The organism is Klebsiella sp. 141240 (genome assembly GCF_050600805.1).
Taxonomy (GTDB): domain Bacteria; phylum Pseudomonadota; class Gammaproteobacteria; order Enterobacterales; family Enterobacteriaceae; genus Klebsiella; species Klebsiella aerogenes.
Genome location: NZ_JAQIRK010000005.1, coordinates 109,152 through 135,062 on the forward strand (window position 1 = coordinate 109,152; position 25,911 = coordinate 135,062).

General features: G+C 53.5%; 29 protein-coding genes. 19 read left to right on the forward strand and 10 right to left on the reverse strand.

Annotated features, from left to right (window positions below; all coding sequences use genetic code 11):
- Positions 1 to 2 precede the first annotated feature (2 nt).
- The gene (gene selD / locus PGQ95_RS11395) at positions 3 to 1,046 is read right to left on the reverse strand and encodes a selenide, water dikinase SelD (protein WP_032708315.1); all 1,044 of its coding nucleotides are present in this window, start codon (positions 1,044 to 1,046) and stop codon (positions 3 to 5) included.
- A 226-nt stretch (positions 1,047 to 1,272) separates the two neighbouring features.
- On the opposite strand from selD, the gene phoC reads away from it, so the two are divergent.
- Positions 1,273 to 2,019, forward strand: a complete 747-nt coding sequence (gene phoC, locus PGQ95_RS11400) for an acid phosphatase PhoC (RefSeq protein ID WP_015705781.1) — start codon at positions 1,273 to 1,275, stop codon at positions 2,017 to 2,019.
- A complete protein-coding gene (locus PGQ95_RS11405) occupies positions 1,994 to 2,134 on the forward strand; it encodes a hypothetical protein (protein WP_430918126.1) in 141 nt (46 codons plus the stop codon). Before phoC ends, PGQ95_RS11405 begins: the two co-directional genes overlap by 26 nt.
- Before the next feature lies 1 nt (position 2,135).
- Here PGQ95_RS11405 and PGQ95_RS11410 read toward each other — a convergent pair whose 3' ends face one another.
- Positions 2,136 to 2,687: an NAD(P)H nitroreductase gene (locus PGQ95_RS11410; protein ID WP_072383763.1), complete on the reverse strand. Its 552-nt coding sequence runs from the start codon at positions 2,685 to 2,687 to the stop codon at positions 2,136 to 2,138.
- A 164-nt stretch (positions 2,688 to 2,851) separates the two neighbouring features.
- Here PGQ95_RS11410 and sppA point away from each other — a divergent pair, with 164 nt between their 5' ends.
- The 4 genes from sppA (at position 2,852) to PGQ95_RS11430 (ending at position 7,943) form a co-directional block, all read left to right on the forward strand.
- The gene (sppA, locus tag PGQ95_RS11415) at positions 2,852 to 4,705 is read left to right on the forward strand and encodes a signal peptide peptidase SppA (protein ID WP_047045111.1); all 1,854 of its coding nucleotides are present in this window, start codon (positions 2,852 to 2,854) and stop codon (positions 4,703 to 4,705) included.
- A gap of 140 nt (positions 4,706 to 4,845) precedes the next feature.
- Positions 4,846 to 5,862 (forward strand): asparaginase, encoded by a 1,017-nt coding sequence (gene ansA, locus PGQ95_RS11420; protein WP_430918129.1) that lies wholly within the window; start codon positions 4,846 to 4,848, stop codon positions 5,860 to 5,862.
- A gap of 10 nt (positions 5,863 to 5,872) precedes the next feature.
- Positions 5,873 to 6,514: a bifunctional nicotinamidase/pyrazinamidase gene (gene pncA, locus PGQ95_RS11425; RefSeq protein ID WP_430918131.1), complete on the forward strand. Its 642-nt coding sequence runs from the start codon at positions 5,873 to 5,875 to the stop codon at positions 6,512 to 6,514.
- Between the two features lie 172 nt (positions 6,515 to 6,686).
- Positions 6,687 to 7,943, forward strand: a complete 1,257-nt coding sequence (locus PGQ95_RS11430; protein ID WP_213316367.1) for a glycoside hydrolase family 18 protein — start codon at positions 6,687 to 6,689, stop codon at positions 7,941 to 7,943.
- 79 nt (positions 7,944 to 8,022) lie between these two features.
- Here PGQ95_RS11430 and PGQ95_RS11435 read toward each other — a convergent pair whose 3' ends face one another.
- Positions 8,023 to 8,301 (reverse strand): YeaC family protein, encoded by a 279-nt coding sequence (locus tag PGQ95_RS11435; protein WP_015366149.1) that lies wholly within the window; start codon positions 8,299 to 8,301, stop codon positions 8,023 to 8,025.
- A 41-nt stretch (positions 8,302 to 8,342) separates the two neighbouring features.
- Positions 8,343 to 8,756: a peptide-methionine (R)-S-oxide reductase MsrB gene (gene msrB, locus PGQ95_RS11440; RefSeq protein WP_213316369.1), complete on the reverse strand. Its 414-nt coding sequence runs from the start codon at positions 8,754 to 8,756 to the stop codon at positions 8,343 to 8,345.
- A gap of 338 nt (positions 8,757 to 9,094) precedes the next feature.
- Between msrB and gapA the strand changes: the two genes are divergently transcribed.
- Together gapA and PGQ95_RS11450 are read left to right on the forward strand one after the other, a co-directional pair.
- Positions 9,095 to 10,090, forward strand: coding sequence for a glyceraldehyde-3-phosphate dehydrogenase (gene gapA / locus PGQ95_RS11445; protein WP_004203784.1), 996 nt, complete (start codon positions 9,095 to 9,097; stop codon positions 10,088 to 10,090).
- 71 nt (positions 10,091 to 10,161) lie between these two features.
- Positions 10,162 to 11,046 (forward strand): D-hexose-6-phosphate mutarotase, encoded by an 885-nt coding sequence (locus PGQ95_RS11450; protein WP_430918134.1) that lies wholly within the window; start codon positions 10,162 to 10,164, stop codon positions 11,044 to 11,046.
- 228 nt (positions 11,047 to 11,274) lie between these two features.
- Here PGQ95_RS11450 and PGQ95_RS11455 read toward each other — a convergent pair whose 3' ends face one another.
- Positions 11,275 to 12,021 carry a MipA/OmpV family protein gene (locus PGQ95_RS11455; protein WP_087859324.1) on the reverse strand — a complete coding sequence of 249 codons (747 nt, stop codon included), beginning with the start codon at positions 12,019 to 12,021 and terminating at the stop codon, positions 11,275 to 11,277.
- A 427-nt stretch (positions 12,022 to 12,448) separates the two neighbouring features.
- Here PGQ95_RS11455 and yeaG point away from each other — a divergent pair, with 427 nt between their 5' ends.
- The 6 genes from yeaG (at position 12,449) to PGQ95_RS11485 (ending at position 19,487) form a co-directional block, all read left to right on the forward strand.
- Entirely contained in the window at positions 12,449 to 14,383 is a 1,935-nt protein-coding gene (yeaG, locus tag PGQ95_RS11460; protein WP_015366145.1) for a protein kinase YeaG, read from the forward strand.
- 117 nt (positions 14,384 to 14,500) lie between these two features.
- The gene (locus PGQ95_RS11465; RefSeq protein WP_087859323.1) at positions 14,501 to 15,784 is read left to right on the forward strand and encodes a YeaH/YhbH family protein; all 1,284 of its coding nucleotides are present in this window, start codon (positions 14,501 to 14,503) and stop codon (positions 15,782 to 15,784) included.
- Positions 15,785 to 16,426: 642 nt separating this feature from the next.
- Positions 16,427 to 16,645, forward strand: a complete 219-nt coding sequence (locus PGQ95_RS11470) for a cold-shock protein (protein WP_087859322.1) — start codon at positions 16,427 to 16,429, stop codon at positions 16,643 to 16,645.
- A gap of 205 nt (positions 16,646 to 16,850) precedes the next feature.
- Entirely contained in the window at positions 16,851 to 18,338 is a 1,488-nt protein-coding gene (dgcJ, locus tag PGQ95_RS11475; RefSeq protein WP_271032359.1) for a diguanylate cyclase DgcJ, read from the forward strand.
- Between the two features lie 63 nt (positions 18,339 to 18,401).
- The gene (locus PGQ95_RS11480; protein ID WP_430918136.1) at positions 18,402 to 18,902 is read left to right on the forward strand and encodes a YbaK/prolyl-tRNA synthetase associated domain-containing protein; all 501 of its coding nucleotides are present in this window, start codon (positions 18,402 to 18,404) and stop codon (positions 18,900 to 18,902) included.
- A gap of 138 nt (positions 18,903 to 19,040) precedes the next feature.
- Positions 19,041 to 19,487 (forward strand): DUF441 domain-containing protein, encoded by a 447-nt coding sequence (locus tag PGQ95_RS11485; protein WP_045393296.1) that lies wholly within the window; start codon positions 19,041 to 19,043, stop codon positions 19,485 to 19,487.
- Here PGQ95_RS11485 and PGQ95_RS11490 read toward each other — a convergent pair.
- Positions 19,471 to 20,265 (reverse strand): AraC family transcriptional regulator, encoded by a 795-nt coding sequence (locus PGQ95_RS11490; protein WP_162750167.1) that lies wholly within the window; start codon positions 20,263 to 20,265, stop codon positions 19,471 to 19,473. The genes PGQ95_RS11485 and PGQ95_RS11490 overlap by 17 nt on opposite strands.
- 97 nt (positions 20,266 to 20,362) lie before the next feature.
- Between PGQ95_RS11490 and PGQ95_RS11495 the strand changes: the two genes are divergently transcribed.
- Entirely contained in the window at positions 20,363 to 21,544 is a 1,182-nt protein-coding gene (locus PGQ95_RS11495) for a CynX/NimT family MFS transporter (RefSeq protein WP_087859318.1), read from the forward strand.
- A 33-nt stretch (positions 21,545 to 21,577) separates the two neighbouring features.
- Here the strand turns inward: PGQ95_RS11495 and PGQ95_RS11500 are convergent, their stop codons facing one another.
- Entirely contained in the window at positions 21,578 to 22,270 is a 693-nt protein-coding gene (locus PGQ95_RS11500; protein ID WP_430918138.1) for a CTP synthase C-terminal region-related (seleno)protein, read from the reverse strand.
- 140 nt (positions 22,271 to 22,410) lie between these two features.
- On the opposite strand from PGQ95_RS11500, the gene PGQ95_RS11505 reads away from it, so the two are divergent.
- Positions 22,411 to 22,758 carry a DUF488 domain-containing protein gene (locus PGQ95_RS11505; RefSeq protein ID WP_087859627.1) on the forward strand — a complete coding sequence of 116 codons (348 nt, stop codon included), beginning with the start codon at positions 22,411 to 22,413 and terminating at the stop codon, positions 22,756 to 22,758.
- Positions 22,759 to 22,768: 10 nt separating this feature from the next.
- Here the strand turns inward: PGQ95_RS11505 and PGQ95_RS11510 are convergent, their stop codons facing one another.
- Positions 22,769 to 23,017, reverse strand: coding sequence for a putative hemolysin (locus tag PGQ95_RS11510; protein ID WP_015366135.1), 249 nt, complete (start codon positions 23,015 to 23,017; stop codon positions 22,769 to 22,771).
- A 292-nt stretch (positions 23,018 to 23,309) separates the two neighbouring features.
- Here PGQ95_RS11510 and PGQ95_RS11515 point away from each other — a divergent pair, with 292 nt between their 5' ends.
- The 3 genes from PGQ95_RS11515 to PGQ95_RS11525 all read left to right on the forward strand — a co-directional run bounded on the left by PGQ95_RS11515 (position 23,310) and on the right by PGQ95_RS11525 (position 24,811).
- A complete protein-coding gene (locus tag PGQ95_RS11515) occupies positions 23,310 to 24,332 on the forward strand; it encodes a sensor domain-containing diguanylate cyclase (protein WP_087859316.1) in 1,023 nt (340 codons plus the stop codon).
- 47 nt (positions 24,333 to 24,379) lie between these two features.
- On the forward strand, positions 24,380 to 24,484 hold the full coding sequence (locus tag PGQ95_RS11520; protein ID WP_045374857.1) for a YoaK family small membrane protein: 105 nt from the start codon (positions 24,380 to 24,382) through the stop codon (positions 24,482 to 24,484).
- A gap of 204 nt (positions 24,485 to 24,688) precedes the next feature.
- Positions 24,689 to 24,811, forward strand: a complete 123-nt coding sequence (locus PGQ95_RS11525; RefSeq protein WP_015366133.1) for a hypothetical protein — start codon at positions 24,689 to 24,691, stop codon at positions 24,809 to 24,811.
- Positions 24,812 to 24,857: 46 nt separating this feature from the next.
- Here the strand turns inward: PGQ95_RS11525 and PGQ95_RS11530 are convergent, their stop codons facing one another.
- Together PGQ95_RS11530 and leuE are read right to left on the reverse strand one after the other, a co-directional pair.
- Positions 24,858 to 25,121 carry a DUF2534 family protein gene (locus PGQ95_RS11530; protein WP_015366132.1) on the reverse strand — a complete coding sequence of 88 codons (264 nt, stop codon included), beginning with the start codon at positions 25,119 to 25,121 and terminating at the stop codon, positions 24,858 to 24,860.
- 114 nt (positions 25,122 to 25,235) lie between these two features.
- Positions 25,236 to 25,874, reverse strand: a complete 639-nt coding sequence (gene leuE / locus PGQ95_RS11535) for a leucine efflux protein LeuE (RefSeq protein ID WP_087859315.1) — start codon at positions 25,872 to 25,874, stop codon at positions 25,236 to 25,238.
- Positions 25,875 to 25,911 lie beyond the last annotated feature (37 nt).

A 25,911-nucleotide genomic window follows, 5' to 3' on the forward strand; every position in this document is an offset into this window, starting at 1 on the left:
AATCAACGGATCTCGATCATTGGACGCCCGCCGCGGGCGGTTACCAGCTCGCCAATGGCGGCAAGCTTGATGCCAAATTCCGCGGCAGCGGCCTGGACTTCGGCTTCAGCTTCCGGCGTTACCGCCAGCAGCAGGCCGCCGGAAGTTTGCGGATCGCACAGCAGATCGCGCCATGCCGCCGGCATCTCGCCCATCAAGTGGCCGTAGCTGGCAAAGTTGCGTCCGGTGCCGCCCGGCACCGCTCCGGCGGCGATATAGGCTTCAACACCCGGCAGTTTAGGAATATCGGCGTAGTTTAGCTGCGCCTGAACGCCCGCGCCGCGGCAGACTTCGCTGAGATGCCCCAGCAGGCCGAAACCGGTGACGTCCGTCATCGCTTTTACCCCTTCGATATTGGCAAATGCGGCGCCGGCAAGGTTCATCTGACACATGGTCTCCGTCGCCAGCCCCTGATGTTCCGGCTTCAGCAGCGATTTCTTCTCGGCGGTAGTCAGCACGCCAATACCCAGAGGTTTGGTCAGATACAGCTTGCAGCCCGCCTGCGCGGTGCTGTTTTTCTTGATACGTTCGGTTGGTACCACGCCGGTCACCGCGAGCCCGAAAATCGGTTCCGGCGCATCGATAGAGTGACCGCCCGCCAGCGCAATCCCGGCCTGCTGGCAGGCAAAACGCCCGCCTTCAACCACTTCGCGAGCAATCTCCGGCGCCAGCGTGTTGATTGGCCAGCCAAGTATCGCAATCGCCATAATCGGTTTGCCGCCCATGGCGAAAATGTCGCTGATGGCGTTAGTCGCCGCGATACGGCCAAAATCAAAAGGATTATCGACGATCGGCATGAAAAAATCGGTGGTGCTGATGATCGACGTCCCGTTACCCAGATCGTAGACCGCCGCATCGTCGCTGGTTTCGTTGCCGACAAGCAGGTTCGGGTCGACAAACTTCGCCTGCTCGCTATGCAGAATGGTTTCCAGCACTTTAGGGGAAATTTTACAACCGCAACCGGCTCCGTGGCTGTATTGCGTTAAACGAATAGCTTGCTCGCTCATGGACATCTCCTGTCATTGCAATCCCGCTATGGTAGCGCCCAAACGGCAAGGTGATAAGTGCGACAGTCCGAAATCGCGAGTGGTTGCTCATTAAGCAGACAAATATGCGTTTTTGCGATACCGAACAATTTTTTCAATGTGATTTTAACTTTTACTTACAGATGACAAAAATGTGACTAAAAACAAAACCATTGTTCTGGACATATAACACCGTAAGGAAATGTAGATGAAAAAGCGCGTTCTCGCCCTCTGCCTCGCCAGCCTGTTTTCCGTTAACGCTTTCGCACTGGTCCCTGCCGGCAACGATGCAACCACTAAACCCGATCTCTATTATCTGAAAAATGCCCAGGCCATCGATAGTCTGGCGCTGTTGCCGCCGCCGCCGGAAGTCGGCAGCATTGCATTTTTGAACGATCAGGCGATGTATGAGAAGGGACGGCTGCTGCGTAATACTGAACGCGGTAAACTGGCGGCTGAAGATGCCAACCTGAGCGCCGGCGGCGTGGCGAATGCCTTCTCCAGCGCCTTTGGTTCGCCCATCACCGAAAAAGACGCGCCGCAGTTACATAAGCTGCTGACAAATATGATTGAGGATGCCGGCGATCTGGCCACCCGCAGCGCGAAAGAGAAATATATGCGCATTCGCCCGTTTGCGTTCTACGGCGTTTCAACCTGTAACACCACCGAGCAGGACAAGCTGTCGAAAAACGGCTCTTACCCTTCCGGCCACACCTCTATCGGTTGGGCAACCGCGCTGGTACTGGCGGAGATCAATCCGCAGCGGCAAAACGAAATTCTTAAGCGCGGCTATGAGCTGGGCGAAAGCCGGGTTATCTGCGGCTATCATTGGCAGAGCGACGTCGATGCGGCGCGGATAGTCGGCTCGGCGGTAGTGGCGACCCTGCACACCAACCCGGCCTTCCAGCAGCAGTTGCAGAAAGCCAAAGATGAATTCGCCAAAACGCAGAAGTAACGTCATCGCCGTTGAACTCCCGGAGGCGGCGCTTGACGCGCCTTCTCCGGGCTACCAAATCGCACAGCGCTGTAGCCCGGTAAGCAACAACGCCGCCCGGCGGAACAAGCGCTGACTCAGAAGCGCGTGACGAACGGCGCGGTATCCGGACGCGCAAACGTGGTTGATGCTTTTAACTGCGGCGTGCCGAGATAGAGGAAACCGACAATTTTGTCCTGCTCGCGGCAGCCAAAGCCTTCGCGGACAACCGGACTCTCGGTTAACGCGCCGCTACGCCAGATACCGTTATAGCCCTGCGCCACTGCGGCCATTTGCATCGCCATCACCGCACATCCTGCGGACATTTCCTGTTCCCACAGCGGTACCTTCGGATGTTCTTCACAGCGTGCGACCACCGCGATAATCAGCGGTGCGCGGAACGGCGCATTACGTGCTTTTTCAATGGCTTTTTCATCCTGCCCGGCGGCCATCGCCCCTTTTTCCAGCAGTTGGCTAAAGCGTTCGCGGCCATCATCGGCAATAATAAAGAACCGCCACGGCTGTAACGTGCCGTGATCCGGCGCGCGCATCCCCGCGTGAAGGATATTTTCCAGCTGTTCACCAGCCGGAGCCGGGTCGGTCAGGCGCGACGCGCTGCGGCGATTTACCAGTAGTTCGAGAGCATCCATCTGTGTAACTCCTGTGATGTCATTTTGCATAAAATTAACATGCGCATGGATTTTGTTACAGCCCGATGGGTGATTCCTGCTGACAAGCGTCGGCACTCTCTTTAGGATAGCCAGACGCGGCAGCCCCTGCGGCTGACCCATCATCAAAATATTAGGGAGAATACATGCGAACCCTTTGGCGATTTCTTGCCGGATTTTTTAAATGGACATGGCGAATACTCAATTTCATTCGCCAATTCGCGCTGAACCTGGTGTTCCTGGCGCTGGTGCTGATTTGCGTCGGCATCTGGGCGCAGTTTAGCAGCAGTACCGCGGAACATACCGCGCGCGGCGCGCTGCTGATGAACATCACCGGCGTGGTCGTTGATAAACCTTCCGCCAGCAGCAAACTGGGAGTCATTGGCCGCCAGCTGTTCGGCGCCAGTTCCGATCGTCTGCAGGAGAACTCGCTGTTCGATATCGTACAGACGATTCGCCAGGCGAAAGACGACCGTAATATCACCGGTATCGTACTGGATCTGAAAAACTTCGTCGGCGGCGATCAGCCCTCAATGCAGTACATCGGTAAAGCGCTACGCGAGTTCCGCGACAGCGGTAAACCGGTATATGCCGTCGGCAGCAGCTACACCCAGGGGCAATACTACCTGGCGAGCTTCGCCAATAAAATTTGGCTCTCGCCGCAGGGTGAAGTCGACCTGCACGGCTTTGCCACCAACGGCCTGTACTACAAGTCGCTGCTGGATAAATTGAAAGTCTCGACCCACGTTTTCCGCGTCGGTACCTACAAATCCGCCGTCGAGCCGTTTATTCGCGACGACATGTCGCCGGCTGCGCGTGAAGCGGACAGCCGTTGGATCGGCGAACTGTGGCAGAACTATCTCAACACTATTGCCGCTAACCGCCAGATCACCGCGCAGCAGCTGTTCCCCGGCGCGCAGGGCGTGATCGACGGTCTGCGTAAAGTCGATGGCGATACCGCGAAATACGCGCTGGATAACAAGCTGGTCGACGAGCTGGCCACCTCGACGGAAGTGGAAAAGGCGCTCACTAAGCAGTTTGGCTGGAGCAAAGCGGATAACAACTATCGCGCCATCAGCTACTACGATTACAACGTCAAAGCGCCTGCTGAACAGGGTTCAGCGGTAGCGGTTATCTTTGCGAACGGCGCCATCATGGATGGTGAAGAAACGCCGGGTAACGTCGGCGGCGACACCACCGCGGCGCAAATCCGCGACGCGCGCCTGGATCCGAAAGTCAAAGCGATCGTCCTGCGCGTCAACAGTCCTGGCGGCAGCGTCAGCGCCTCGGAAGTGATCCGCGAAGAACTGGCGGCGGCGAAAGCGGCGGGTAAACCGGTGGTGGTCTCAATGGGCGGCATGGCGGCATCCGGCGGTTACTGGATCTCCACCCCGGCGGATTACATCGTGGCGAACCCGAGCACCCTTACCGGCTCCATCGGTATCTTTGGCGTGATTAACACGGTGGAAAATACGCTCGGTTCAATTGGCGTCCATACCGATGGCGTCGCCACCTCGCCGTTGGCCGATGTCTCAACCACCAAATCGCTGCCGCCGGAAGTGCAGCAGTTAATACAGCTGAGCATCGAAAACGGCTATAAGCGCTTTATCACCCTGGTGGCTAACGCGCGTAAGAGCACGCCGGAGAAGATTGACCAAATCGCGCAAGGCCACGTCTGGACCGGTGAAGACGCCAAAGCCAATGGTCTGGTGGATAGCCTCGGCGATTTCGACGACGCGGTGGCGAAAGCCGCGGAACTGGCGAAACTGAAACAGTGGCATATCACCTGGTACCAGGAAGAACCAACGTTCTTCGCGATGGTGATGGATAGCCTGACCGGTTCGGTGCGCGCTGCTCTGCCGGCCGCGATTCAGGCATATCTGCCTGCGCCGGTTGCGGCTGCAGCAGACGTTGTGAAAACGGAAAGCGATAAACTGGCGGCATTTAACGATCCGCAGAACCGCTATGCCTTCTGTCTGACCTGCGCCAATATTCGTTAATTCCCCGTCTGCCCCCACAGTGGGGCAGCGTTTCAACGACATTAAATTCAAGCGCTTCTCTGCAACTCCCAGGGTTAGCGCTTTATTTTTTTGCCTGCCACTTTATACTGCGCCTGTTCACGTCCAACCTAAGCGATGCTATGCAAAAGAAATCGATTTACGTTGCCTACACCGGTGGGACCATCGGTATGCAGCGCTCCGATCACGGTTATATCCCCGTTTCCGGCCACCTGCAGCGCCAGCTGGCGCTGATGCCCGAGTTCCACCGCCCGGAGATGCCGGACTTCACTATTCATGAATATGCGCCGTTGATGGATTCGTCTGATATGACGCCGGAAGACTGGCAGCATATCGCTGACGATATTCGCGACCACTACGACCAATACGATGGCTTTGTTATCCTGCACGGCACCGATACCATGGCCTTCACCGCTTCGGCGCTATCGTTCATGCTGGAGAACTTAGGAAAGCCGGTCATTGTGACAGGGTCACAAATCCCGCTAGCCGAGCTGCGTTCCGATGGGCAAATCAACTTGCTCAATGCGCTGTACGTCGCCGCCAACTATCCCATCAACGAAGTTTCGCTGTTCTTCAATAATCGTCTGTATCGCGGTAACCGCACGACCAAGGCCCACGCAGACGGTTTTGATGCCTTTGCTTCGCCAAACCTGGCGCCGCTGCTGGAAGCCGGCATCCATATCCGCCGTCTCGGTACCCCGCCGGCGCCACGCGGAAATGGCGAGCTGATCGTCCACCCGATTACGCCGCAGCCTATCGGCGTGGTTACTATCTATCCTGGGATTTCTGCCGATGTGGTGCGTAATTTCCTGCGTCAGCCGGTGAAAGCGCTGATCCTGCGCTCCTATGGCGTAGGCAATGCGCCGCAGAACGGCGAGTTTATTCAGGTCCTGGCGGAAGCCAGCCAGCGCGGCATTGTGGTGGTGAACCTGACGCAATGCATGTCGGGTAAGGTGAATATGGGTGGCTATGCCACGGGCAACGCGCTGGCGCAGGCCGGAGTCATTAGCGGTTTTGATATGACCGTGGAAGCGACGCTGACCAAGCTACACTATCTGCTCAGTCAGAACCTTGATGGTGCGGCCATTCGAAACGCCATGCAGCAAAACCTGCGCGGCGAATTGACCCCCGATGAGTAAGGAGCAAGCCATGAGCCACCGCGCACTGCTATTGGTCGACCTGCAAAATGATTTCTGCGCCGGCGGCGCACTCGCCGTCCCCGAAGGCGACAGCACCATTGATATCGCAAATCAGCTGATCGACTGGAGTCTGGCGCGCGGCGACGCCATCATCGCAAGCCAGGACTGGCATCCGGCCAACCATGGTAGCTTTGCCAGTCAGCATCAGGCCGAGCCCTATGCCCAGGGAGAGCTCGATGGCCTACCGCAGACTTTCTGGCCCGATCACTGCGTGCAGCATAGCGATGGCGCCGCGCTGCACCCGTTACTGAAACAGCAGGCCATCAACGCCGTGTTTCATAAAGGGCAAAACCCGGCAATCGACAGCTACAGCGCGTTTTTCGACAACGGTCACCGGCAGAAAACCGAACTGGATGGCTGGCTGCGCGCGCACGGCGTGACGGAGCTGAACATTCTCGGCCTCGCGACGGATTACTGCGTTAAATTTACCGTGCTCGATGCGCTGGATTTGGGCTACACCGTTAACGTTATCACCGACGGCTGTCGCGGCGTCAACCTGCAGCCGCAGGACAGCGCCGTTGCCTTTATGGAAATGGTCGCCGCCGGAGCCACGCTCTACACCCTCGATGACTGGCTGGAAACTCAGCCCTGACCTCACGCCCGGCGCACCTCACGCCGGGCGGTATTTACCGCCTCGTTGACCTCGATAAATTGAGCTGTCTCGCAGTTTCCCCGGATAAGGGCTGATACTGTGGGCAGGCTGTTTTTTCGCCACGCCATTTCCGTGGCGTGTGCTTATTTATTATTGTCAAAGAGGAACTCCGATGAAACTTTTGCCCTTGCTGGCAGCATTCCCCCTGCTCTGCGCCTCTGTCGTTTCCGCGCAATCTTATATGTCGGTCGGCTACTTTAACGGCGGCGGCGACGTCACCGCAGGCCCCGGCGGCGATATCGACAAGCTTGATGTCCGACAAATAACCCACCTTAACTACTCGTTCGGCCTTATCTACAACGATGAAAAAGACGAGACCAACGATGCGCTAAAAGATCCTGACCATCTCCATCAAATCTGGCTGTCGCCAAAAGTACAGGCGGATTTACAAAAACTGCCGGCCCTACGTCAACAAAATCCCGATCTGAAAGTTCTGCTCTCCGTCGGCGGCTGGGGCGCGCGTGGATTTTCCGGCGCGGCGGCCACGCCGGAAAGCCGGGCGGTGTTTATCCGTTCGGTCCAGCAGGTCATTAACCAGTATGGCCTTGATGGCATCGACCTTGACTGGGAGTTTCCGGTTAACGGCGCCTGGGGATTGGTGGCCAGCCAGCCGGCGGATCGCGATAACTTTACCGCGTTGCTGAAAGAACTACGTGCCGCCGTCGGCACTAAGAAACTGGTGACCATCGCCGTGGGCGCCAATGTTGAAAGTCCAAAAAGCTGGGTCGACGTGAAAGCGGTCGCCCCGCAGCTGGACTACATCAATCTGATGACTTACGACATGGCCTATGGCACGCAATATTTTAACTCAAATCTCTATGACTCCCGCCACTGGCCGACCGTAGCCGCAGCGGATAAATACAGCGCCGATTTTGTGGTGAATAACTATCTGGCAGCGGGTCTGAAACCGAGTCAGCTGAATCTCGGGATTGGTTTCTATGGCCGGGTCCCGAAACGTGCCGTCGAGCCTGGCATTGACTGGAGTAAGCCTGATGCGCAGAAAAACCCGGCTACCCAACCTTACTTCGGGGCGCAGCAAATCGAGTTGTTTAAATCGCTGGGTTATGACCTGAGCAAAGATACCTATGTGAAATACAACGATATTGTTGCCAAACTGCTCAACGATCCGCAGAAACGCTTCACTGAACACTGGGATGACGAAGCGAAGGTGCCGTGGTTATCGGTAAATTCTGCCGATGGCAAAGCGCTGTTCGCCCTGTCCTACGAGAACCCTCGTTCGGTGGCGATCAAAGCCGAGTACATCAAGAGCAAAGGGTTAGCAGGCGGTATGTTCTGGGAGTATGGCGCTGATGATAAAAACCAGCTTGCCCGCCAGTTGGCCGAGTCGTTAGGCATTAAGACGCAATAAAGCATGAGCCCCGGAAGCCCTGCGCAACCGGGGTGACATGAAGAGCCGCCCGGCTAGGCCGGGCGCTCAGTACGGCAGGTTACTGCGGTTTGAACGTTGCAATCGGCTTCGGCACGATACCGAAATCCTCTTTCAATTGCTGTTTACTCTTCATCACCATCTGACCGTTGGTGTCGATGGTCATGTGCTGCGCATCCGTGTTGTTGCGCGCCTGCCACAACATCACCAGCTGCATGCTGTTTTCTTTTTGTTCCGGGGTCAGCGCAACGCCGTCCGGCCATTTTCCTAACTCCACCGCGGTGGCTAAACGTTGGTACAGTTCCGGCGTCATACTGGCAATAATTTGCTCGATATCCATCATCTGCTCATCCGTCTTGGAATAATTTGCTGAATCGTTTCTTAGCCTTTAGTTCGTTCGCCGTTTTGGTCATCGGCGAAGCTTAAAGAGGCCGAATTGACGCAAAAACGCTCGCCGGTCGGCTGCGGGCCATCCGGGAAGACATGCCCCAGGTGCGCATCGCAATTGCCGCAGCGAATTTCCGTACGCTGCATCCCGTGCGAGTAATCATTGAGATAACGAATCGCGTCGTCGCTCACCGGCTCATAGAAGCTCGGCCAGCCACAGCCGGAGTCATACTTGGATTGTGAGTGAAACAGCGGCGCATCGCAGACCAGGCAGTGGTAGATGCCGTCTTTTTTATTATGCAGCAGCCGTCCGGTAAACGGCGGTTCGGTACCGTGATTCTGCGTCACATAAAACTGCATCTCGCTCAATTCTTGTTTGAGCTCGTCAGGAGATGGTTTATTAGCCATGTGATTACTTCTCGCTTTGAAAGGGCAACTTTACCCGTCGATTCTAACAAAACATTAACAATGAAACCTGTACTTTTGTTCTAAACTTATCCGATGCCATCAGGCAGCCAGATAATTGTGATGCTAATCACATTTTTATCTTATATGACCTTTAAAATTCCGGACGCAGTCCCCATATGGAATTGGGCTCAAAGGGAGAGTGAGGCAAATCAATCGCGCAAAGGTCTGCTCAGGATTGATTTGTCGCAATGATTGACACGATTCCGCTTGACGCTGCGTAAGGTTTTTGTAATTTTACAGGCAACCTTTTATTCACTAACAAATAGCTGGTGGAATATATGACTATCAAAGTAGGTATCAACGGTTTTGGCCGTATCGGTCGCATTGTTTTCCGTGCTGCTCAGAAACGTTCTGACATCGAGATCGTTGCAATCAACGACCTGTTAGACGCAGAGTACATGGCTTACATGCTGAAGTATGACTCCACTCACGGTCGTTTCGACGGCACCGTTGAAGTGAAAGACGGTCATCTGGTCGTTAACGGTAAAAAAATCCGTGTTACCGCTGAACGTGACCCGGCTAACCTGAAATGGGACGAAGTTGGTGTTGACGTTGTTGCTGAAGCAACCGGTATCTTCCTGACCGACGAAACCGCTCGTAAACACATCACCGCTGGCGCGAAAAAAGTCGTTCTGACTGGCCCGTCCAAAGACAACACTCCGATGTTCGTTCGCGGCGCTAACTTCGACACTTACGCAGGCCAGGACATCGTTTCTAACGCATCCTGCACCACCAACTGCCTGGCTCCGCTGGCTAAAGTCATCAACGACAACTTCGGTATCGTTGAAGGCCTGATGACCACCGTTCACGCGACTACCGCCACTCAGAAAACCGTTGATGGCCCGTCTCACAAAGACTGGCGCGGCGGCCGCGGCGCAGCTCAGAACATCATCCCGTCCTCTACCGGCGCTGCTAAAGCGGTAGGTAAAGTACTGCCAGAACTGAACGGCAAACTGACCGGTATGGCGTTCCGCGTTCCGACTCCGAACGTATCCGTTGTTGACCTGACCGTTCGTCTGGAAAAAGCAGCGTCCTACGAAGAAATCAAGAAAGCAATCAAAGCGGCTTCTGAAGGCGCAATGAAAGGCGTTCTGGGTTACACCGAAGACGACGTTGTATCTACCGATTTCAACGGCGAAGTTTGCACTTCCGTGTTCGATGCTAAAGCTGGTATCGCACTGAACGACAACTTCGTGAAACTGGTTTCCTGGTACGACAACGAAACTGGTTACTCCAACAAAGTTCTGGACCTGATTGCTCACATCTCCAAATAAGTTGAGATGAATAAGTAATCAATAAGAGCGGCTTCGGTCGCTCTTTTTTTTGCCTGAAAGAGGATGGCGTAATGATCAATAAAATTTTTGCTCTCCCGGTGATTGAACAACTTTCTCCTGCATTCTCCCGCCGCAAGCTGGACGATCTTGAACTTATCGTCGTTGACCACCCGCAGGTAAAAGCTTCCGTCGCCCTGCAGGGCGCTCACCTGCTCTCCTGGCAACCGGCCGGTGAAGAAGAAGTTTTGTGGTTGAGCAACAATACCCCATTTAAAAGCGGCGTCGCCCTGCGCGGCGGCGTACCCATCTGCTGGCCATGGTTCGGCCCGTCAGCGCAACAGGGGCTGCCGTCGCACGGTTTTGCACGCAACCTGCCATGGGCGCTAAAATGCCAGGACGAAGATGAAAACGGCGTGATGCTGACCTTCGAACTGCAGAGCAGTGACGAAACCCGCAAATACTGGCCGCACGACTTCACGCTGTATGCGCGCTTCAAGCTGGGTAAGACCTGCGAGATCGAACTGGAAGCCCACGGCGAGTTTGAAACCACATCCGCCCTGCACACCTACTTCAACGTTGGCGATATCGCGGCGGTGAAAGTTAGCGGCCTTGGCGACCGCTATGTTGATAAAGTGCTGAATGCCGAAGAAGGCGTGCTGAAAGACGGCATCCAGACCTTCCCTGACCGTACCGACCGCGTTTATCTGAATGCCGAAGCGTGCAGCGTGATTCATGATGACGTGCTGAAGCGCAACATCGACGTGATCCATCGCCATCACGGTAACGTCGTTGCCTGGAACCCGGGCCCGGCGCTTTCCGTCAGCATGGGTGATATGCCGGATGACGGCTACAAAACTTTCGTGTGCGTGGAAACCTGCTGCGTTACCGCGCCGCAGAAAGCCAGCGAAGAGAAACCCACTCGCCTGGCGCAGACCATTCGCGTTGTGAAGCGTTAAGACCGACAAGCGTCTGGCGTGAGCGGATGGCGCTTCGCTTATCCGGCCTACTTAACACCGTGTTTACTGAGGCGATAGTGGGCGCGACCCGTAGGCCGGATAAGGCGTAGCCGCCACCCGGCATAAACGCGAATTGTCGTGGGAGGTCGCCACTTCCGCACCACCGTATAGCAAAACAGGGCATAACGCCCTGTTTTGATGCATAAAAAAGTCTGTGGAAGTGCACTATCAGAAGGAGTAGGTGATCCCCGTCGAAATCAGGCCGCTCCAGGATTTGTCCACCATCGGGCTATCGGTGATTTCGTCAGACAGACGAGTGTAACGGGCAATACCGTAAACGCTCCAGTCGCCGAGGAAACGATAGTTCGCCGCCAGCTCCAGATACGGGTTCCAGCTGCTGTCAGGATCGTAGCTGCGCATGCCGCTACGATTCGACTCATGCTTCGAGACGCCGTAGTAGTATTCGTTTTGATTGTCGCTGTTCCACTCCACGCCAATACCCGGCGTCAGGGTCAGGTTGCCGTTGGTATAACGATACAGCCATGCCAAATCCCAGGTGATGCCGTTGCTGTTGTCCAGCGTATCGCCGGCCAGCGTCGTACGCAGGAATCCGTACTGAGTGTTATGAACGTAGCTTAAACCCGCCATCATGGTGGATTTGCGGCGATCCAGCTTGCGCATCTGCGAATTGTCGCTGTCGCCCGGCTTGAAATACATTGGCGACCAGTAAGCGGTCACGGACAGTTTGTCGTTGGTATCATTCCACAGGTAGTAGCCACCACCCAAACCGTGGAACCAGAAGTTTTCACTTTCATAACTAATGACAGGTACTGGGTAAACATCTGCATCATATTGTTTATAAGGATGCTCGACGACGCCCACGCCGGCCCCCAGCGTTAACTTCCCGTCAGCGTGCACTGCGCTAGCTGACGTCGCGATGAACACACCCAGTGCCAGAAGTTTGATTTTAGTCACGATCCATATTCCTGTTGTCAAATAATTAGCGCGTGCAGTTTAACGTCGTAGAGGTCATGCCTCAAATGCTTTACTTGCTCTTACACTAAACCGAACAATTTCCCACTGCTTAATGACCGCCCTTTTGCGACTTCATGACAGATTAATGAAAGGCTTTGGCAAGATATGCGAAAAATTGCCTGGTTTCCGGATGAGTTATTGATATGTCATTGAAATTGAGTTTTAGCGGCATGCAAGTTTTCTAAATGCATCTACGCTTAAATTTAGAAGGTGTAGTCGCAGAGCACGTTATCCAAATCGCTTCTGTAACCTGGCACGAGGGTTGCTGATAAGTAAAGGATGTCGTTCAGCCTGCTCCTTCCGGGGGCCCCTACTATTCATATGAACGGCTCTCAACCTGTGCTAAAAAACGAAAGGACGGCATGCCATGAATATATTCGATCACTATCGCCAGCGCTATGAAGCTGCCAAGGACGAAGAGTTCACACTGCAGGAGTTTCTTACCATCTGCCGGCAAGATCGCAGTGCTTATGCCAACGCGGCAGAGCGGCTATTGACGGCCATTGGTGAACCAGTCATGGTCGATACGGCCCTGGAGCCGCGGCTGTCCCGCCTCTTTTCAAACCGGGTTGTCGCACGCTATCCGGCGTTTGAAGAGTTCTATGGTATGGAAGATGCCATCGAGCAGATTGTTTCCTACCTGAAACATGCTGCGCAGGGTCTGGAAGAGAAAAAACAGATTCTGTATTTGCTGGGGCCGGTCGGCGGCGGTAAATCCTCGCTGGCGGAACGTCTGAAATCGCTGATGCAGCGAGTGCCAATCTACGTGCTGAGCGCCAACGGCGAACGCAGCCCGGTCAACGATCATCCGCTGTGCCTGTTTAACCCGCAGGAGGACGCGCAGATCCTCAATAAAGAATACGGCATTCCTAACCGTTATCTCGGCACAATAATGTCGCCGTGGGCGGCTAAACGCCTGCACGAGTTCGGCGGTGATATCACTAAATTCCGCGTCGTGAAAGTGTGGCCGTCAATCCTCGAACAGATTGCCATCGCCAAAACGGAACCCGGTGATGAAAATAACCAGGACATTTCGGCGCTGGTGGGGAAAGTGGATATCCGTAAACTGGAACACTATGCGCAAAACGATCCGGATGCCTATGGTTACTCCGGCGCGCTGTGCCGCGCCAACCAGGGGATCATGGAATTCGTCGAGATGTTTAAAGCGCCGATTAAAGTATTGCACCCCCTGCTGACGGCGACCCAGGAAGGCAACTATAACGGTACCGAGGGTATCTCCGCCCTGCCGTTCAACGGTATTATCCTCGCACACTCCAACGAATCCGAGTGGGTGACCTTCCGTAATAACAAAAACAACGAGGCGTTCCTTGACCGTGTCTATATCGTCAAAGTGCCTTATTGCTTGCGCATCTCGGAAGAGATCCGTATTTATGAAAAATTGTTGAATAACAGTGAACTGACCCATGCGCCATGCGCCCCTGGAACGCTCGAAACGCTGTCGCGCTTCTCAATCCTGTCGCGCCTGAAAGAGCCGGAAAACTCGAGCATCTACTCGAAGATGCGCGTCTATGACGGCGAAAGCTTAAAAGATACCGATCCGAAAGCGAAATCCTACCAGGAGTATCGTGATTACGCCGGCGTTGACGAAGGGATGAACGGTCTCTCTACCCGTTTTGCCTTTAAAATTCTCTCAAGGGTGTTTAACTTCGATCATGCCGAAGTGGCGGCTAACCCGGTCCATCTGTTCTACGTACTGGAACAGCAAATCGAACGCGAACAGTTCCCGCAGGAGCAAGCCGAACGTTATCTGGAATTCCTCAAAGGCTATCTGATCCCGAAATACGCCGAGTTTATCGGTAAAGAGATCCAGACTGCTTATCTTGAGTCTTATTCCGAATATGGACAGAACATTTTTGACAGATATGTCACTTATGCGGATTTCTGGATTCAGGATCAGGAGTACCGCGATCCGGATACCGGGCAACTGTTCGACCGTGAGTCGCTGAATTCGGAACTGGAGAAAATCGAGAAACCCGCCGGGATCAGCAACCCGAAAGATTTCCGTAACGAAATCGTCAACTTCGTGCTGCGCGCCAGAGCGAATAACAGCGGACGTAATCCGAACTGGACCAGCTATGAGAAACTGCGCACGGTTATTGAGAAGAAAATGTTCTCCAATACCGAGGAGCTGTTGCCGGTCATTTCGTTCAATGCCAAAACGTCTACCGACGAGCAGAAAAAACACGACGACTTTGTCGATCGCATGATGGAAAAAGGCTATACCCGTAAACAGGTGCGCCTGCTGTGCGAATGGTACCTGCGGGTACGTAAATCGTCCTGATAGCGACAAACCCGGTAGCCGCGGCTGCCGGGTTTCAGCACCACGGCTCGTATAATGAAAGACATCTACCCTAATCAACATCAGGGTACAGTTGGCAAATGCAGTACAGGAGGGCATATGACCTGGTTCATAGACCGACGCCTGAACGGGAAGAACAAAAGCGCTGTCAATCGTCAGCGCTTTCTGCGCCGTTACAAGGCGCAGATAAAGCAGTCGATCTCCGAAGCCATCAATAAACGTTCGGTGACCGATATCGACAGCGGTGAATCCGTCTCCATTCCGACGGACGATATTAACGAGCCAATGTTTCATCAGGGGCGCGGCGGGCTACGTAATCGCGTCCATCCCGGCAACGATCACTTTGTGCAGAACGACCGCATTGAACGCCCACAGGGCGGCGGCGGTGGAGGCGGCGGTGGTCAGGGGCAAGCCAGCGCCGATGGCGAGGGCCAGGATGAATTCGTCTTTCAGATTTCCAAAGATGAATATCTTGACCTGCTGTTTGAAGATCTGGCCCTTCCCAACCTGAAGAAAAACCAGCAACGCCAGTTGAACGAGTTCAAAACCCATCGTGCGGGTTTTACCGCCAACGGCGTGCCGGCCAATATCAGCGTGGTGCGTTCATTACAGAATTCGCTGGCGCGGCGAACCGCGATGACCGCCGGTAAACGGCGCGAACTGCGGGCATTGGAAGACTGTCTCGATACCATTGCCAAAAGCGAACCAGCGCAGCTGCTGGAAGAGGAGCGGCTACGTAAAGAGATTGCGGAACTGCGGGCTAAAATTGAGCGCGTGCCGTTTATCGACACGTTTGATTTACGCTACAAAAACTATGAGAAACGACCGGAGCCTTCAAGCCAGGCGGTGATGTTCTGCCTGATGGATGTTTCTGGTTCAATGGACCAGTCCACAAAAGACATGGCGAAACGTTTTTACATTCTGCTGTATTTGTTCCTCAGCCGGACCTATAAAAACGTTGAAGTGGTCTATATCCGCCACCACACCCAGGCGAAAGAGGTGGATGAACATGAGTTTTTCTATTCCCAGGAGACCGGCGGCACGATTGTTTCAAGCGCCCTGAAGTTGATGGATGAGGTTGTTAAAGCCCGCTATGACCCGGCGCAGTGGAATATTTACGCCGCGCAGGCGTCGGATGGCGATAACTGGGCAGACGACTCGCCGCTGTGTCATGAACTGCTGGCGAAGAAAATACTGCCGGTGGTTCGTTACTACAGCTATATCGAAATCACCCGCCGCGCCCACCAGACTCTGTGGCGCGAGTATGAACATCTGCAGGCAACATTTGAGAATTTTGCTATGCAGCATATTCGCGATCAGGAAGATATTTACCCGGTGTTCCGTGAACTGTTCCATAAACAAGGCACCACCAGCAATACTTAGCCTCATTAATCAGCCAGATAAATACCCATTCTGGCTGATTTTTCTGTACCACAAACACATAAATAGCCAGGTTCAGGCTCCGCTCATTTACATTTAGATAATTACCGAATTAATCCTTTACGCATTGGGCCTCTGGATGGCTAAAATAAATGTTGCACTATTTTTTCTACTATGCGTTAATGGCTACGTCGATTTGAAAGACAGAAAGATATTACCCAAGCAGTTACTCACACCTCCAGGCGCTATCGCTGATACCACCTTTCCTGAGTCTCTCCAATAGTATTAAGATTCTTCTGCAAATCAAATCCTGTATGCTTTGATACATTAAAAAACTGGATAGAAGATGACTAATAAGAGTAATGGCTTAGTAAGACGGTTAAACGCCGGCTAAATTTGATGCGAACTTCTGATTTACGATAACGATGACGGCTTTGACCTGAGTAGATAAATAAGAAGCATCTCATTCAAATCACCACAAAATGGCATAAATTGATAACATAATTTGTCAGGCATGCTATTTTTAGTAGTAACATTAAAGATATTTCCGTTTTGAAGCTCAGCCCACCAGAAACTTTACGTATTTATAATCTGTGGATGAGTGACAAAATGTAAAAAAACATAATAATATAAAAGGATAAAATTATGATTAACAATATTCATTTCCGATGCCCGTGCTGCCATGGGTCACAGTACAGAACCTCACATTTTGATGTGAGCGAAAAAAATCCCTTCGGCGCGAAATGCATTTTTTGTAAATCCGACATGGTGACTTTTGACAATATCGAATCTATCGATGTTTATCAGCCTGTCATGTCACAGCTCGCCGGAAGCGGCAAAATGTTTGCCTCCGCCGCCTCATGAGTGGCCTTAGGCCAGTCCTGCGCACTCTTCAGACACGCGTCATGAAGAGTGCCGCTTTTTAGTCCAGCCTGCCTTGCCCTATTCTCCACTCCTGAACTATCTGTCAGCATAGTTTTCTGACCAGCCGTTTGTTCACCCACGCTCTGGTAGCCAGTTTATCCACTATGATAAAATCAGCTAAACGAGTAGGACGAATGCAAACATCATGAAATTACAGAATAAATTACTGCGACATGTTATTTCCGCAGGCGTCGTGGTGTTGACGTCTTCATTTCTCGTATACGAATTAATCGCTACCCATCGCGATATGTCAGGCTATATGCGATACATCATAGAAAAAGGAGAATCGACCTTTCTCTATGATAAGTATCAGAATCAACTCATCATCTCTCAGTTTCTGCGCAAGCTGGATACTCCCCCAAACCAAACAGAGTTAGAACAGGTCTGTAATAGCGTACAACACAACGGGGATGTCAGTGGTTTGAATATCGCCGGCTATACCTATCCCCAATTGCATGGCACCCTAAGCGCCGCACATGCCGACTGCGGCAAATGGCGTGGAGATATTCCTGCGCTCCAGGCATTCGATCGCGCGGTTGCCAGAAATGATAGCTGGCAGCCAGAGGTTCCTGCGACGCTCAAATCAGAAAAACGCTTTCGCTATTACATAGATCTGGTAAATAAATACATCTACTTTTATGCGCCCGTCAGAATTAAAAGCAATCCGATACAGAACTGGAATTTTCTTCAGGACAGTAAACTGGGTATTAGCCAGGCCAGCCTTGATGGTTTAGAACAGGGTCGTTCGCTCATCTCGACCGTGTATGTTGATGCGATGACGGGAAAGAATATTTTATCGTTTTTAACGCCAGTGTATTTCAAGGATAAGCTGAAAGGCGTAGTGATGGTCGATGTGACCGCGCAAGAGATTGAGGCCTTGTTATACACCAGCGACCGACCTTTGGTGTGGCGCTATCTGGATATTACCTTGAAGGATTCCGATACCGGCGCGCTCATTGAGGTACATAATAGTAAAACACATCTGTTGAATTACGCCCATTACACCCATCAGGTAGCAGAAAACTTACGGATAACCTTATCTCTTGATATTATGTATTTTCTGCTCAGCTCGTGGAAACTCTTCCTGTTTTATTTACTCTCAACCGCCGCGTTACTGCACCTGGTGCGGGTTCATTTCCGCCACTACAACTCGGTGTCGAAAGAGAATATCAGCGATACCATGACCGGCCTTTATAATCGTAAGATCCTTACCCCGATGCTGGAATCACGCCTGCAACGACTTACCGCGCAAGGGGTTAACGTCGTTACAATGGCCCTTGACTGCGATGGACTGAAAAAGATCAACGATACCTGGGGGCATAACGCCGGCGACGAAGCGATTATTCTTCTGGCGCAGGCTATTTCCGCTTCTATTCGCAGCAGCGATTATGGCGTGCGCTTAGGAGGCGATGAGTTCTTTCTAATTCTGATCGATTATCCGGAAGATGAAGCGGAAAATATCCCGGCGAGGATCCGGCAATATCTGGCGATTCATGACCATCAACAGCGCGTCGATTTCTCCTGGGGAGCGGAACATCTCGCGCCAGAACACTCACTCGGTGAAGCAATGAAAGCAGCCGATGCGCGCCTGTATATAAACAAAAAGCAGAAAAAAATCCCCGGCATTCGCTGATAAGTTTTCATTGCCGCCGCGCGGAGTTAAGCTTGCCCTTTTCAGCAGAGGAACCATCGCAATATGCAATCGCCAGAGACAGCCGACATACACCAGCGGTTATGCCGCCTCCTTGATGAGCAGCAGGCTCGCTATCGGGTCATGGAACATGAAGCCGTTGGCAAATGTGAAGCCGTATCTGCAATCCGCGGTACCGCGTTGGGACAGGGCGCCAAAGCGCTGGTCTGTAAAGTGAAAGGTAATGGGATAAACCAGCACGTACTGGCTATCCTTGCCGGCGATCAGCAGGCCGATTTATCCCGTCTGGCGCAGCATATTGGCGGCAGTAAAGCGTCGCTCGCCAGCCCGGCGGAGGTCAATGCTCTTACCGCCTGCGTATTTGGCGCCATTCCGCCGTTTAGCTTTCACCCTAAGCTAAAACTGGTCGCCGACCCGCTGCTGTTCGAACGTTTTACCGAGATAGCCTTTAATGCCGGCCTGCTGGAAAAATCGATCATTATGAATACCGACGATTATCTGCGTATCGCCCGCCCTGAGCTGGCAGCGTTCCGTCGCGTCATTTAGCACATCGCCCGTGTGCGACAAGATTCGCAGGCGGCGCTGGTAGACTGATTTGCAGTAAATAAATTAAAAGCCTGTTTATTCACGCGATTATGCGTAGAGTAAGCAGGTTTCTTTTTTATTTTGGCAAGGACCTCTGGAATGTTCGATACAACCCTGTTTATCTTGCTGGGGCTGGCGGCGCTCGGCTTTATCAGTCATAACACCACGGTCGCTATCTCAATACTGGTGCTCATCATCGTGCGGGTGACGCCGCTTAATGTTTTCTTTCCCTGGATTGAAAAGCAGGGGCTGACCATCGGTATCATCATTTTGACCATCGGCGTGATGGCTCCCATCGCCAGCGGAACGCTACCGCCCTCAACGCTGATCCACTCTTTTGTGAACTGGAAGTCACTGCTGGCGATTGCCGTGGGCGTGTTCGTCTCGTGGCTTGGCGGACGTGGCGTCGCGCTAATGGGTTCGCAGCCTCAGCTGGTCGCCGGGCTGCTGGTGGGTACCGTACTGGGCGTTGCGCTGTTTCGCGGTGTCCCGGTCGGGCCGCTTATCGCCGCCGGCATTATTTCGCTTTTTATCGGAAAGGCTTAGATAAACTGGCGTGGTAGCGGCCAGGCGTTTGCCCTAATCCTTTTTTAAACATGGTGATAAAGGCGGTTGTTGAATCATAACCGAGCGTCTGGGCGGTTTGCTGTACCGTCTGTCCGCGCACCAGCATCTGCAGCGCCAGGATCAGCTGCAGCTGGTGCCGCCAGCGGCGAAAGCTAAGCCCGGTCTCCCGCACCACCAGCCGTGCCAGATTGCGTTCGCTCATGGCGAACGCCGCCGCCCACTGCGAGAGCGTCTGCCAGTGCGCCGGATCGCGGGCCATCGTGTCGGCCATCCGGCGGATCTTCGGATGTCCTGAAACCGGCAGCTGCAGATGTTCCTGCGGTTGTTGCGGTAGCTCATCAAATAATACCTGCACCAGGCGCTGCGTAGGCGACGTGTCAAGCGCCTCCCTGCCGCGTTCGGCAAGGGTCATAATCAACTCTCGCACCAGCGGTGAGATTTTTAACGTGCAGCAATGCTCAGGCATCGGCGCCGCCCCCGGTTCAATGAACAAAAAGCACACCTGCGCTCCTGGCGTTGCGCGATTGCTGTGCGGGAGTTGACCCGGTACCCACACCGCATACAGCGGCGGCACCATCCACATGGCGTTATCCACTTCGCAGGTTAAAGCGCCGTGCAACGCGAGGATCAGCTGACCTTTGCGGTGCTGATGACGCGGAATAAACTGCTCGTCGTCCACCACCTGAATGCGAAACGCCAGCGCCGCTTCATGGCCGCTATCTGGTTCATAGCCGTCTAAACCCAGTCCAATCATCAAATTGTCCGATATTAGCGATAATCTGTCATTTTAGCTTGATTCAAACAGCCGTTAAACAGGCTATTGTTACGACCCTGTTTATTAGTCTGAGAATGTTATGAGTCCTGTTTCTTCCTCTGCCAACGGCAACAAACTGCTGCTGATTGTCGGAATTTTATTTATCGCCGCCACGCTACGGGTAACTTTCACCGGTATCGCCCCACTGCTGGATGCGATACGCGCTGAATACCAACTGACGACGGCGCAAACCGGGCTGCTCACGACCCTGCCGCTGCTGGCCTTCGGGCTGGTCTCTCCGCTGGCGGCCGGCGTCGCCCGCCGTTTCGGCATTGAGCGTAGCCTGCTGCTGGCGATGGTGATTATTTGCCTCGGGATCGGATTACGTTCCCTCCCCTCAGCAGCCTGGCTATATATCGGTACAGCGCTCATTGGCTGCGGCATCGCGCTGGGTAACGTGCTGTTGCCAGGGTTAATTAAGCGTGATTTTTCCGGCCATGTCGCCCGGATGACCGGCGCCTACTCCATTACCATGGGCGCGGCGGCGGCGGCAGGTTCCGCGATGGTGGTGCCGCTGGCGCTGGCGGGGTTTGGCTGGCGCGGCGCGCTGCTGCTACTGATGGTTTTCCCACTGCTGGCGCTATTACTCTGGCTGCCGCAGGCCCGTCGTCAGGCTTCCACGCCGATGACCGGATCGGGCGCTGCGCACAATCGGGGGATCTGGCGTTCGGCGCTGGCCTGGCAGGTCACGCTGTTCCTTGGGATTAATTCACTGGTCTATTACGTTATCGTTGGTTGGCTGCCCGCAATCCTGCAGAGTATGGGCTATAGCGAAGCGCAGGCTGGCTCGCTACATGGCCTGCTGCAGCTGGCAACCGCCGCGCCAGGCCTGGCCATCCCGCTGGTACTCCACAGGCTAAAAGATCAGCGCGGCATCGCCGTTCTGGTAGCCTTAATGTGCGTGGTAAGCACGCTGGGATTGTGGTTACTGCCCGGTCAGGCGGTGATCTGGACATTGATTTTTGGCTTCGGATCCGGCGCCACCATGATCCTTGGCCTGACGTTTATTGGTCTACGCGCCAGCTCAGCGCATCAGGCCGCGGCGCTTTCCGGCATGGCGCAGACTATTGGTTATCTGCTGGCCGCCTGCGGACCGCCGCTCATCGGTAAAATCCATGATGCTTACGGCGACTGGCATATACCGTTAATCATCGTCGCACTCATCGCAGTGGTCATGGCGCTGTTCGGCGCCCTTGCCGGCAGGGCGCGGGAAATTCATTAATCACAAGAGTCGGCAGCCAGGGCTGCCGATTTTTTATTGCCGGGCCGCGTGCAGGAAAGCCTGTACCAGCGACGCCGGACGCCCTTCCAGCGCGTTGCGCTCGTGCTGGAACAGCGTGGCGACGAAGAACGGATGGGTGGTTAACTCCACGGCGCGGATCTCGCCGTTCTCATCCCACCCGGTTACCCGCAGCGCGCCCTGCTCCAGTTCATGGGCAAAGCTTTCGGCAATACCGTAGTTACAATGATATCCCTCTTCAATGCTGTCCCGGCCATAAGCGCGGGCGATCAGCGTGTTCGCGCGCAGTTCGATAGCATCTGATTTTTCCACCAGCGAACAGCTTAATGGCGCAATGACCATGCGCCCTTCGCTATCGGTTTCGGCGTGCGCCGCATCCTGCCATCCCATAACATTACGGGCATATTCGATAATCGCGTGCTGGAAACCGCCGCAGGTGCCGAGGAACGGAATGCTATTTTCGCGGGCGTAGCGAATGGCGATGAATGCGCCATCGGCGTTTTTATACGGGCTGGCGGGAACCACCCAGATGGCGTCATAATCGGTGAGCTGATCTGCGCTGACAATCTCGCTGGTGGCTAACCAGTCATAGCTCACCGGTTGTTCCAGGACCGCGGCAGCATCATCAATAGCCAGCGGAATAGCCTTATGGGCAATCACGTCAGGGTTGTAATCGCCAACAAGGGCAATGCGCAAAGGGGTGTTCATAGCAGGATCCTTATGTCTGAGGATTATCGGGCAACACAAGGAACCTCAGATTAGCGATATCATTCGCGGAACACAATGGTTATTTAGCGGCGCGCTGCACGGTCTTGCCGCCAGAATGACATAACGACGGGAGAATAATGATGATTCAATGTAAACGCGTTTATGACCCTACAGAGGCCAGCGACGGTTACCGCGTGCTGGTCGATCGCCTGTGGCCACGGGGGATAAAAAAAGAGGATTTGCATTATGACGAATGGTGTAAAAGCCTGACGCCTTCCAGCGATTTACGTAAGGCTCTGCACGGAGAAGCGATTGACTTCTCTCACTTCCGCCAGCAGTACCGCGAAGAGCTGGAAACCCATCGCGATGAAGGTCTACGGCTCGCCAAATTGGCCAACCAGCAGCCATTAACCCTGCTCTATGCGGCAAAAGATACGCAACAAAATCATGCGCTGGTGCTGGCGGAGTGGCTGAAGAGCTTAATTTAGCGGCGGCGAATTATTTCTTCGCCGGATGATCGCGCCGCCACAGTTCCCATTCATCAAGCGTTTCGCCACTGGGAAGTTTACAGTCGGTGCGTACGCCCTGAGGCGTCTGGACCGGAACCTGCTTACCGCCCTTCTGGTCGCAATAGACGGCGGCCGGATTGGCCATACCGATCGAATTTGGCGGCGGCGGCGCATCAGGCTGTTGCGACTGAGCGCAGCCCGCTAGCATCAGCGGCAACATCATTACTATCCACTTCATAATTACTCCTGTTTTATTCAAAGCGACCTTTCGCCCTGAATCTCCACGGTTTCTCCATTTTAACTACACTTTTGCCCTTTAGAGTAGCGCTCGTTCTCGAATTGACCAGAGAACAGATCATTCCATAATCAATGAGTTTTGCCCCATCGCCCCCGATGGGGCTTTTTTTTACCGTCGCGATAGCAGATATCCCCCTGCTAAATGTGATACATTCGTTATAAATTTGTTTGTTATTAGCTGTTCGCTGCGCCAGCTCGCAGTACTGCGCTAACCTCCGGGGGCCGTTTCATTCATGTCAGACTTCATTCTTGCCCGCGTCTCACAGACGCTTGCTACCGAACGAACGCTCGAAACGTTGGTGCGACAACTGCTGGAAATGCTGGAGCTGGTGACTCGTATGGAGTCTACCTATCTGACACGGATTGATTTAGAAGCGCAGCGCCAGTTAGTCATGTATGCCCACAACAGCAGCGAAATGCAGATCCCGGAAGGCTTTTCCGTTCCCTGGGACGAGTCGCTCTGCAAACGCGCAATCGATGATAACTGTATATTTTGCAACGAGGTTGGCCAACGCTGGCGCTCCTGCACCGCCGCGCAGGAACTCGGGATCGCCACGTTCTTTAGTATTCCTGTCCATCTTGCCGATGGTTCGTTATATGGTACGTTGTGCGCCACCAGCCGCGTCAAACAGCCCTATAATCTTGAAGGTGAGCAGGTAATGATCCTGTTCGCCAGCCTGATCTCCCATTACGTGGAGAAAGAGACGCTGGTTCAGCAGCTGCGCAGCGCGAATGCGGCGCTGGAGATGCACTCCTATACCGATGAGCTGACCGGTCTGGCTAACCGCCGCGCGTTGTTTAAACATCTTAAAACGCTGTTTACTCAAGCTCGCGCCCAGCAGCGCAGGCTCCTGCTTATTTTTATCGACCTCGACGATTTTAAAGCGATTAACGATAAACTGGGCCACCCCTGCGGCGACAGTTTTCTCATCCAGATAGGTGAACGATTAAGTGCCAACGTACGTAACGAAGATACCGTTGGCCGCCTCGGCGGCGATGAATTTTTAATCATCGGCCCGGCGCTTGAATCATCTGAGCAGGAGGAATTTATTGCCCACCTACGCCAGCAGCTTACCGGGCGTTACCGTCTGGCCGGACACGGTATAGAATACCCTGGCGCCAGCTTTGGAGTGATCGAAGTCGATCCGCAAAATATGGACGTTGAGCAGGCGCTGCGCGCAGCGGATGAAGCCATGTATCACGATAAAAACTCGCGCCGCAAGCTGACCATTTTCGATATTGACCAGAAAGCATAACTTTCCAGTATGATAGATAACATAACGTTAAGAGACAGGAACTAAGCATGAAATTGGGTATTCTTTTTCCGGTGGTGATTTTCATCGTCGCCGTGGTCTTTCTGGGCTGGTTTTTTGTTGGCGGCTATGCGGCGCCAGGGGGGGCATCATGAAAAAGACGACCATCATTATGATTATCGTCGCCATCGTGGTGATTGCCGGCACCGAATTGGGCTGGTGGTAATCTCAATTTTTCCCGCCGCCCCGCTATTGCAGAGTTGTCTTATCTACTCAATAAGTTAGGACGATACACTCATTTCATCAGCCGCTTCGCTGTATTTATGCAGCAAAGCGGGCATTAACTGGAGAAGTGAGTAATGAAAAAACCGATGGTGTTACCGTTGATTATTGCGCTGTGCACGCTGTTATCGGGATGTATCGTGGATGATGGTTACCATCATCGGCACCACCACCATCATCATCATGATCGAGGATGGTGACAGACGGGATCACGCAAAAGGCGAACTAGTGTTCGCCTTGTTGCTTTTAGTCCTGACGGTCAGAACCTAAAAACAGAAAGCCCAGCGGGATAGCAAATAATACGGTGAACACGGTACTGTAAACCATCACCATCGCGCCTTGCAGGAAGAACATCGAGGTTGTCCACTCCGAGTACGGCATATTGTACTCGCTCACCACGCCACCGAACGTTGCGCGGCCCACGACGGCAAGCGCAATAGCAAATACCGTCGCCATCGACAACAGAAACTTCTTGCCGTTTTTATTACTGAGGATTTTTTGCAGAATCATCCGGGTTCCCTTCTCTGTGAGCGATAATCGGCTGTATATGTAACACCAATGCAATAAAAATTGAAGGGTTTTTGTTACAACACAGCGATTATCGCTGGCAAACCGATTCCGGGATCAGGACTGCAGCGTCGCAAGGCGTGCGGCAAAGCCAACAAAGACCAGGCCGATCAGGCTGTTGCCCAATTTCGCCAGTTTCTTTTTGGTTTTCACATAGCGCGTAACAAACGAGCCAGACAGGATAAGGAAGCTCATGTAGACAAAGCTAATGATCTCCAGCGTCAGCGCCAGGATAAAGAACGCGACGCCCGGCGATGTCGCATTAACGTCAATGAACTGGACGAAAAAAGAGACATAGAAAAGGATCGCTTTCGGGTTGGTCAGGCTCAGGGTTAACGAGCGTTTGAGGATCGCGCTCCCCGGCTCAGCATCGGCGGCATCATGCCCCTCGCGCTGTTTAAATACCGAGTAGAGCATTTTAGCGCCCAGCCAAAGCAGATAAATCGCGCCGAGATAGCGCACAATATTAAACAGCACCGGCGTCGTTTTGATAAGCGTCGCAACGCCAGCAAATGCCAGGAACATCAGAACCGCGTCGCCGATAAACACGCCGGCGGCGGCAAGGTATCCTTTCTTAACGCCGTGCGCGATACCGGTTTTCAGTACAAAAAAGGTATTGGGACCAGGTACGAGAATGATAAAAATAGCCCCGACCAGGTAGGTCAGATAATTCAAAACACCAAACTCAGCGAACACGCTGCACTCCTTCGCTTTCAACAAAAAGTATGATCCG

Excerpts from the sequence above, each read along its gene's own strand:
- pncA (WP_430918131.1), top strand. The coding sequence starts at position 5,873 with ATGAGCCACCGCGCACTGCTATTGGTCGACCTGCAAAATGATTTCTGC.
- phoC (WP_015705781.1), top strand. The coding sequence starts at position 1,273 with ATGAAAAAGCGCGTTCTCGCCCTCTGCCTCGCCAGCCTGTTTTCCGTT.
- PGQ95_RS11435 (WP_015366149.1), bottom strand. The coding sequence starts at position 8,301 with ATGGATATCGAGCAAATTATTGCCAGTATGACGCCGGAACTGTACCAA.
- PGQ95_RS11405 (WP_430918126.1), top strand. The coding sequence starts at position 1,994 with ATGAATTCGCCAAAACGCAGAAGTAACGTCATCGCCGTTGAACTCCCG.
- gapA (WP_004203784.1), top strand. The coding sequence starts at position 9,095 with ATGACTATCAAAGTAGGTATCAACGGTTTTGGCCGTATCGGTCGCATT.
- PGQ95_RS11465 (WP_087859323.1), top strand. The coding sequence starts at position 14,501 with ATGACCTGGTTCATAGACCGACGCCTGAACGGGAAGAACAAAAGCGCT.
- PGQ95_RS11480 (WP_430918136.1), top strand. The coding sequence starts at position 18,402 with ATGCAATCGCCAGAGACAGCCGACATACACCAGCGGTTATGCCGCCTC.
- PGQ95_RS11495 (WP_087859318.1), top strand. The coding sequence starts at position 20,363 with ATGAGTCCTGTTTCTTCCTCTGCCAACGGCAACAAACTGCTGCTGATT.
- sppA (WP_047045111.1), top strand. The coding sequence starts at position 2,852 with ATGCGAACCCTTTGGCGATTTCTTGCCGGATTTTTTAAATGGACATGG.
- yeaG (WP_015366145.1), top strand. The coding sequence starts at position 12,449 with ATGAATATATTCGATCACTATCGCCAGCGCTATGAAGCTGCCAAGGAC.
- PGQ95_RS11430 (WP_213316367.1), top strand. The coding sequence starts at position 6,687 with ATGAAACTTTTGCCCTTGCTGGCAGCATTCCCCCTGCTCTGCGCCTCT.
- PGQ95_RS11485 (WP_045393296.1), top strand. The coding sequence starts at position 19,041 with ATGTTCGATACAACCCTGTTTATCTTGCTGGGGCTGGCGGCGCTCGGC.
- PGQ95_RS11510 (WP_015366135.1), bottom strand. The coding sequence starts at position 23,017 with ATGAAGTGGATAGTAATGATGTTGCCGCTGATGCTAGCGGGCTGCGCT.
- PGQ95_RS11530 (WP_015366132.1), bottom strand. The coding sequence starts at position 25,121 with ATGATTCTGCAAAAAATCCTCAGTAATAAAAACGGCAAGAAGTTTCTG.
- PGQ95_RS11520 (WP_045374857.1), top strand. The coding sequence starts at position 24,380 with ATGAAATTGGGTATTCTTTTTCCGGTGGTGATTTTCATCGTCGCCGTG.
- dgcJ (WP_271032359.1), top strand. The coding sequence starts at position 16,851 with ATGAAATTACAGAATAAATTACTGCGACATGTTATTTCCGCAGGCGTC.
- PGQ95_RS11515 (WP_087859316.1), top strand. The coding sequence starts at position 23,310 with ATGTCAGACTTCATTCTTGCCCGCGTCTCACAGACGCTTGCTACCGAA.
- ansA (WP_430918129.1), top strand. The coding sequence starts at position 4,846 with ATGCAAAAGAAATCGATTTACGTTGCCTACACCGGTGGGACCATCGGT.
- PGQ95_RS11470 (WP_087859322.1), top strand. The coding sequence starts at position 16,427 with ATGATTAACAATATTCATTTCCGATGCCCGTGCTGCCATGGGTCACAG.
- selD (WP_032708315.1), bottom strand. The coding sequence starts at position 1,046 with ATGAGCGAGCAAGCTATTCGTTTAACGCAATACAGCCACGGAGCCGGT.
- PGQ95_RS11500 (WP_430918138.1), bottom strand. The coding sequence starts at position 22,270 with ATGAACACCCCTTTGCGCATTGCCCTTGTTGGCGATTACAACCCTGAC.
- msrB (WP_213316369.1), bottom strand. The coding sequence starts at position 8,756 with ATGGCTAATAAACCATCTCCTGACGAGCTCAAACAAGAATTGAGCGAG.
- PGQ95_RS11525 (WP_015366133.1), top strand. The coding sequence starts at position 24,689 with ATGAAAAAACCGATGGTGTTACCGTTGATTATTGCGCTGTGCACGCTG.
- PGQ95_RS11505 (WP_087859627.1), top strand. The coding sequence starts at position 22,411 with ATGATTCAATGTAAACGCGTTTATGACCCTACAGAGGCCAGCGACGGT.
- PGQ95_RS11450 (WP_430918134.1), top strand. The coding sequence starts at position 10,162 with ATGATCAATAAAATTTTTGCTCTCCCGGTGATTGAACAACTTTCTCCT.
- PGQ95_RS11410 (WP_072383763.1), bottom strand. The coding sequence starts at position 2,687 with ATGGATGCTCTCGAACTACTGGTAAATCGCCGCAGCGCGTCGCGCCTG.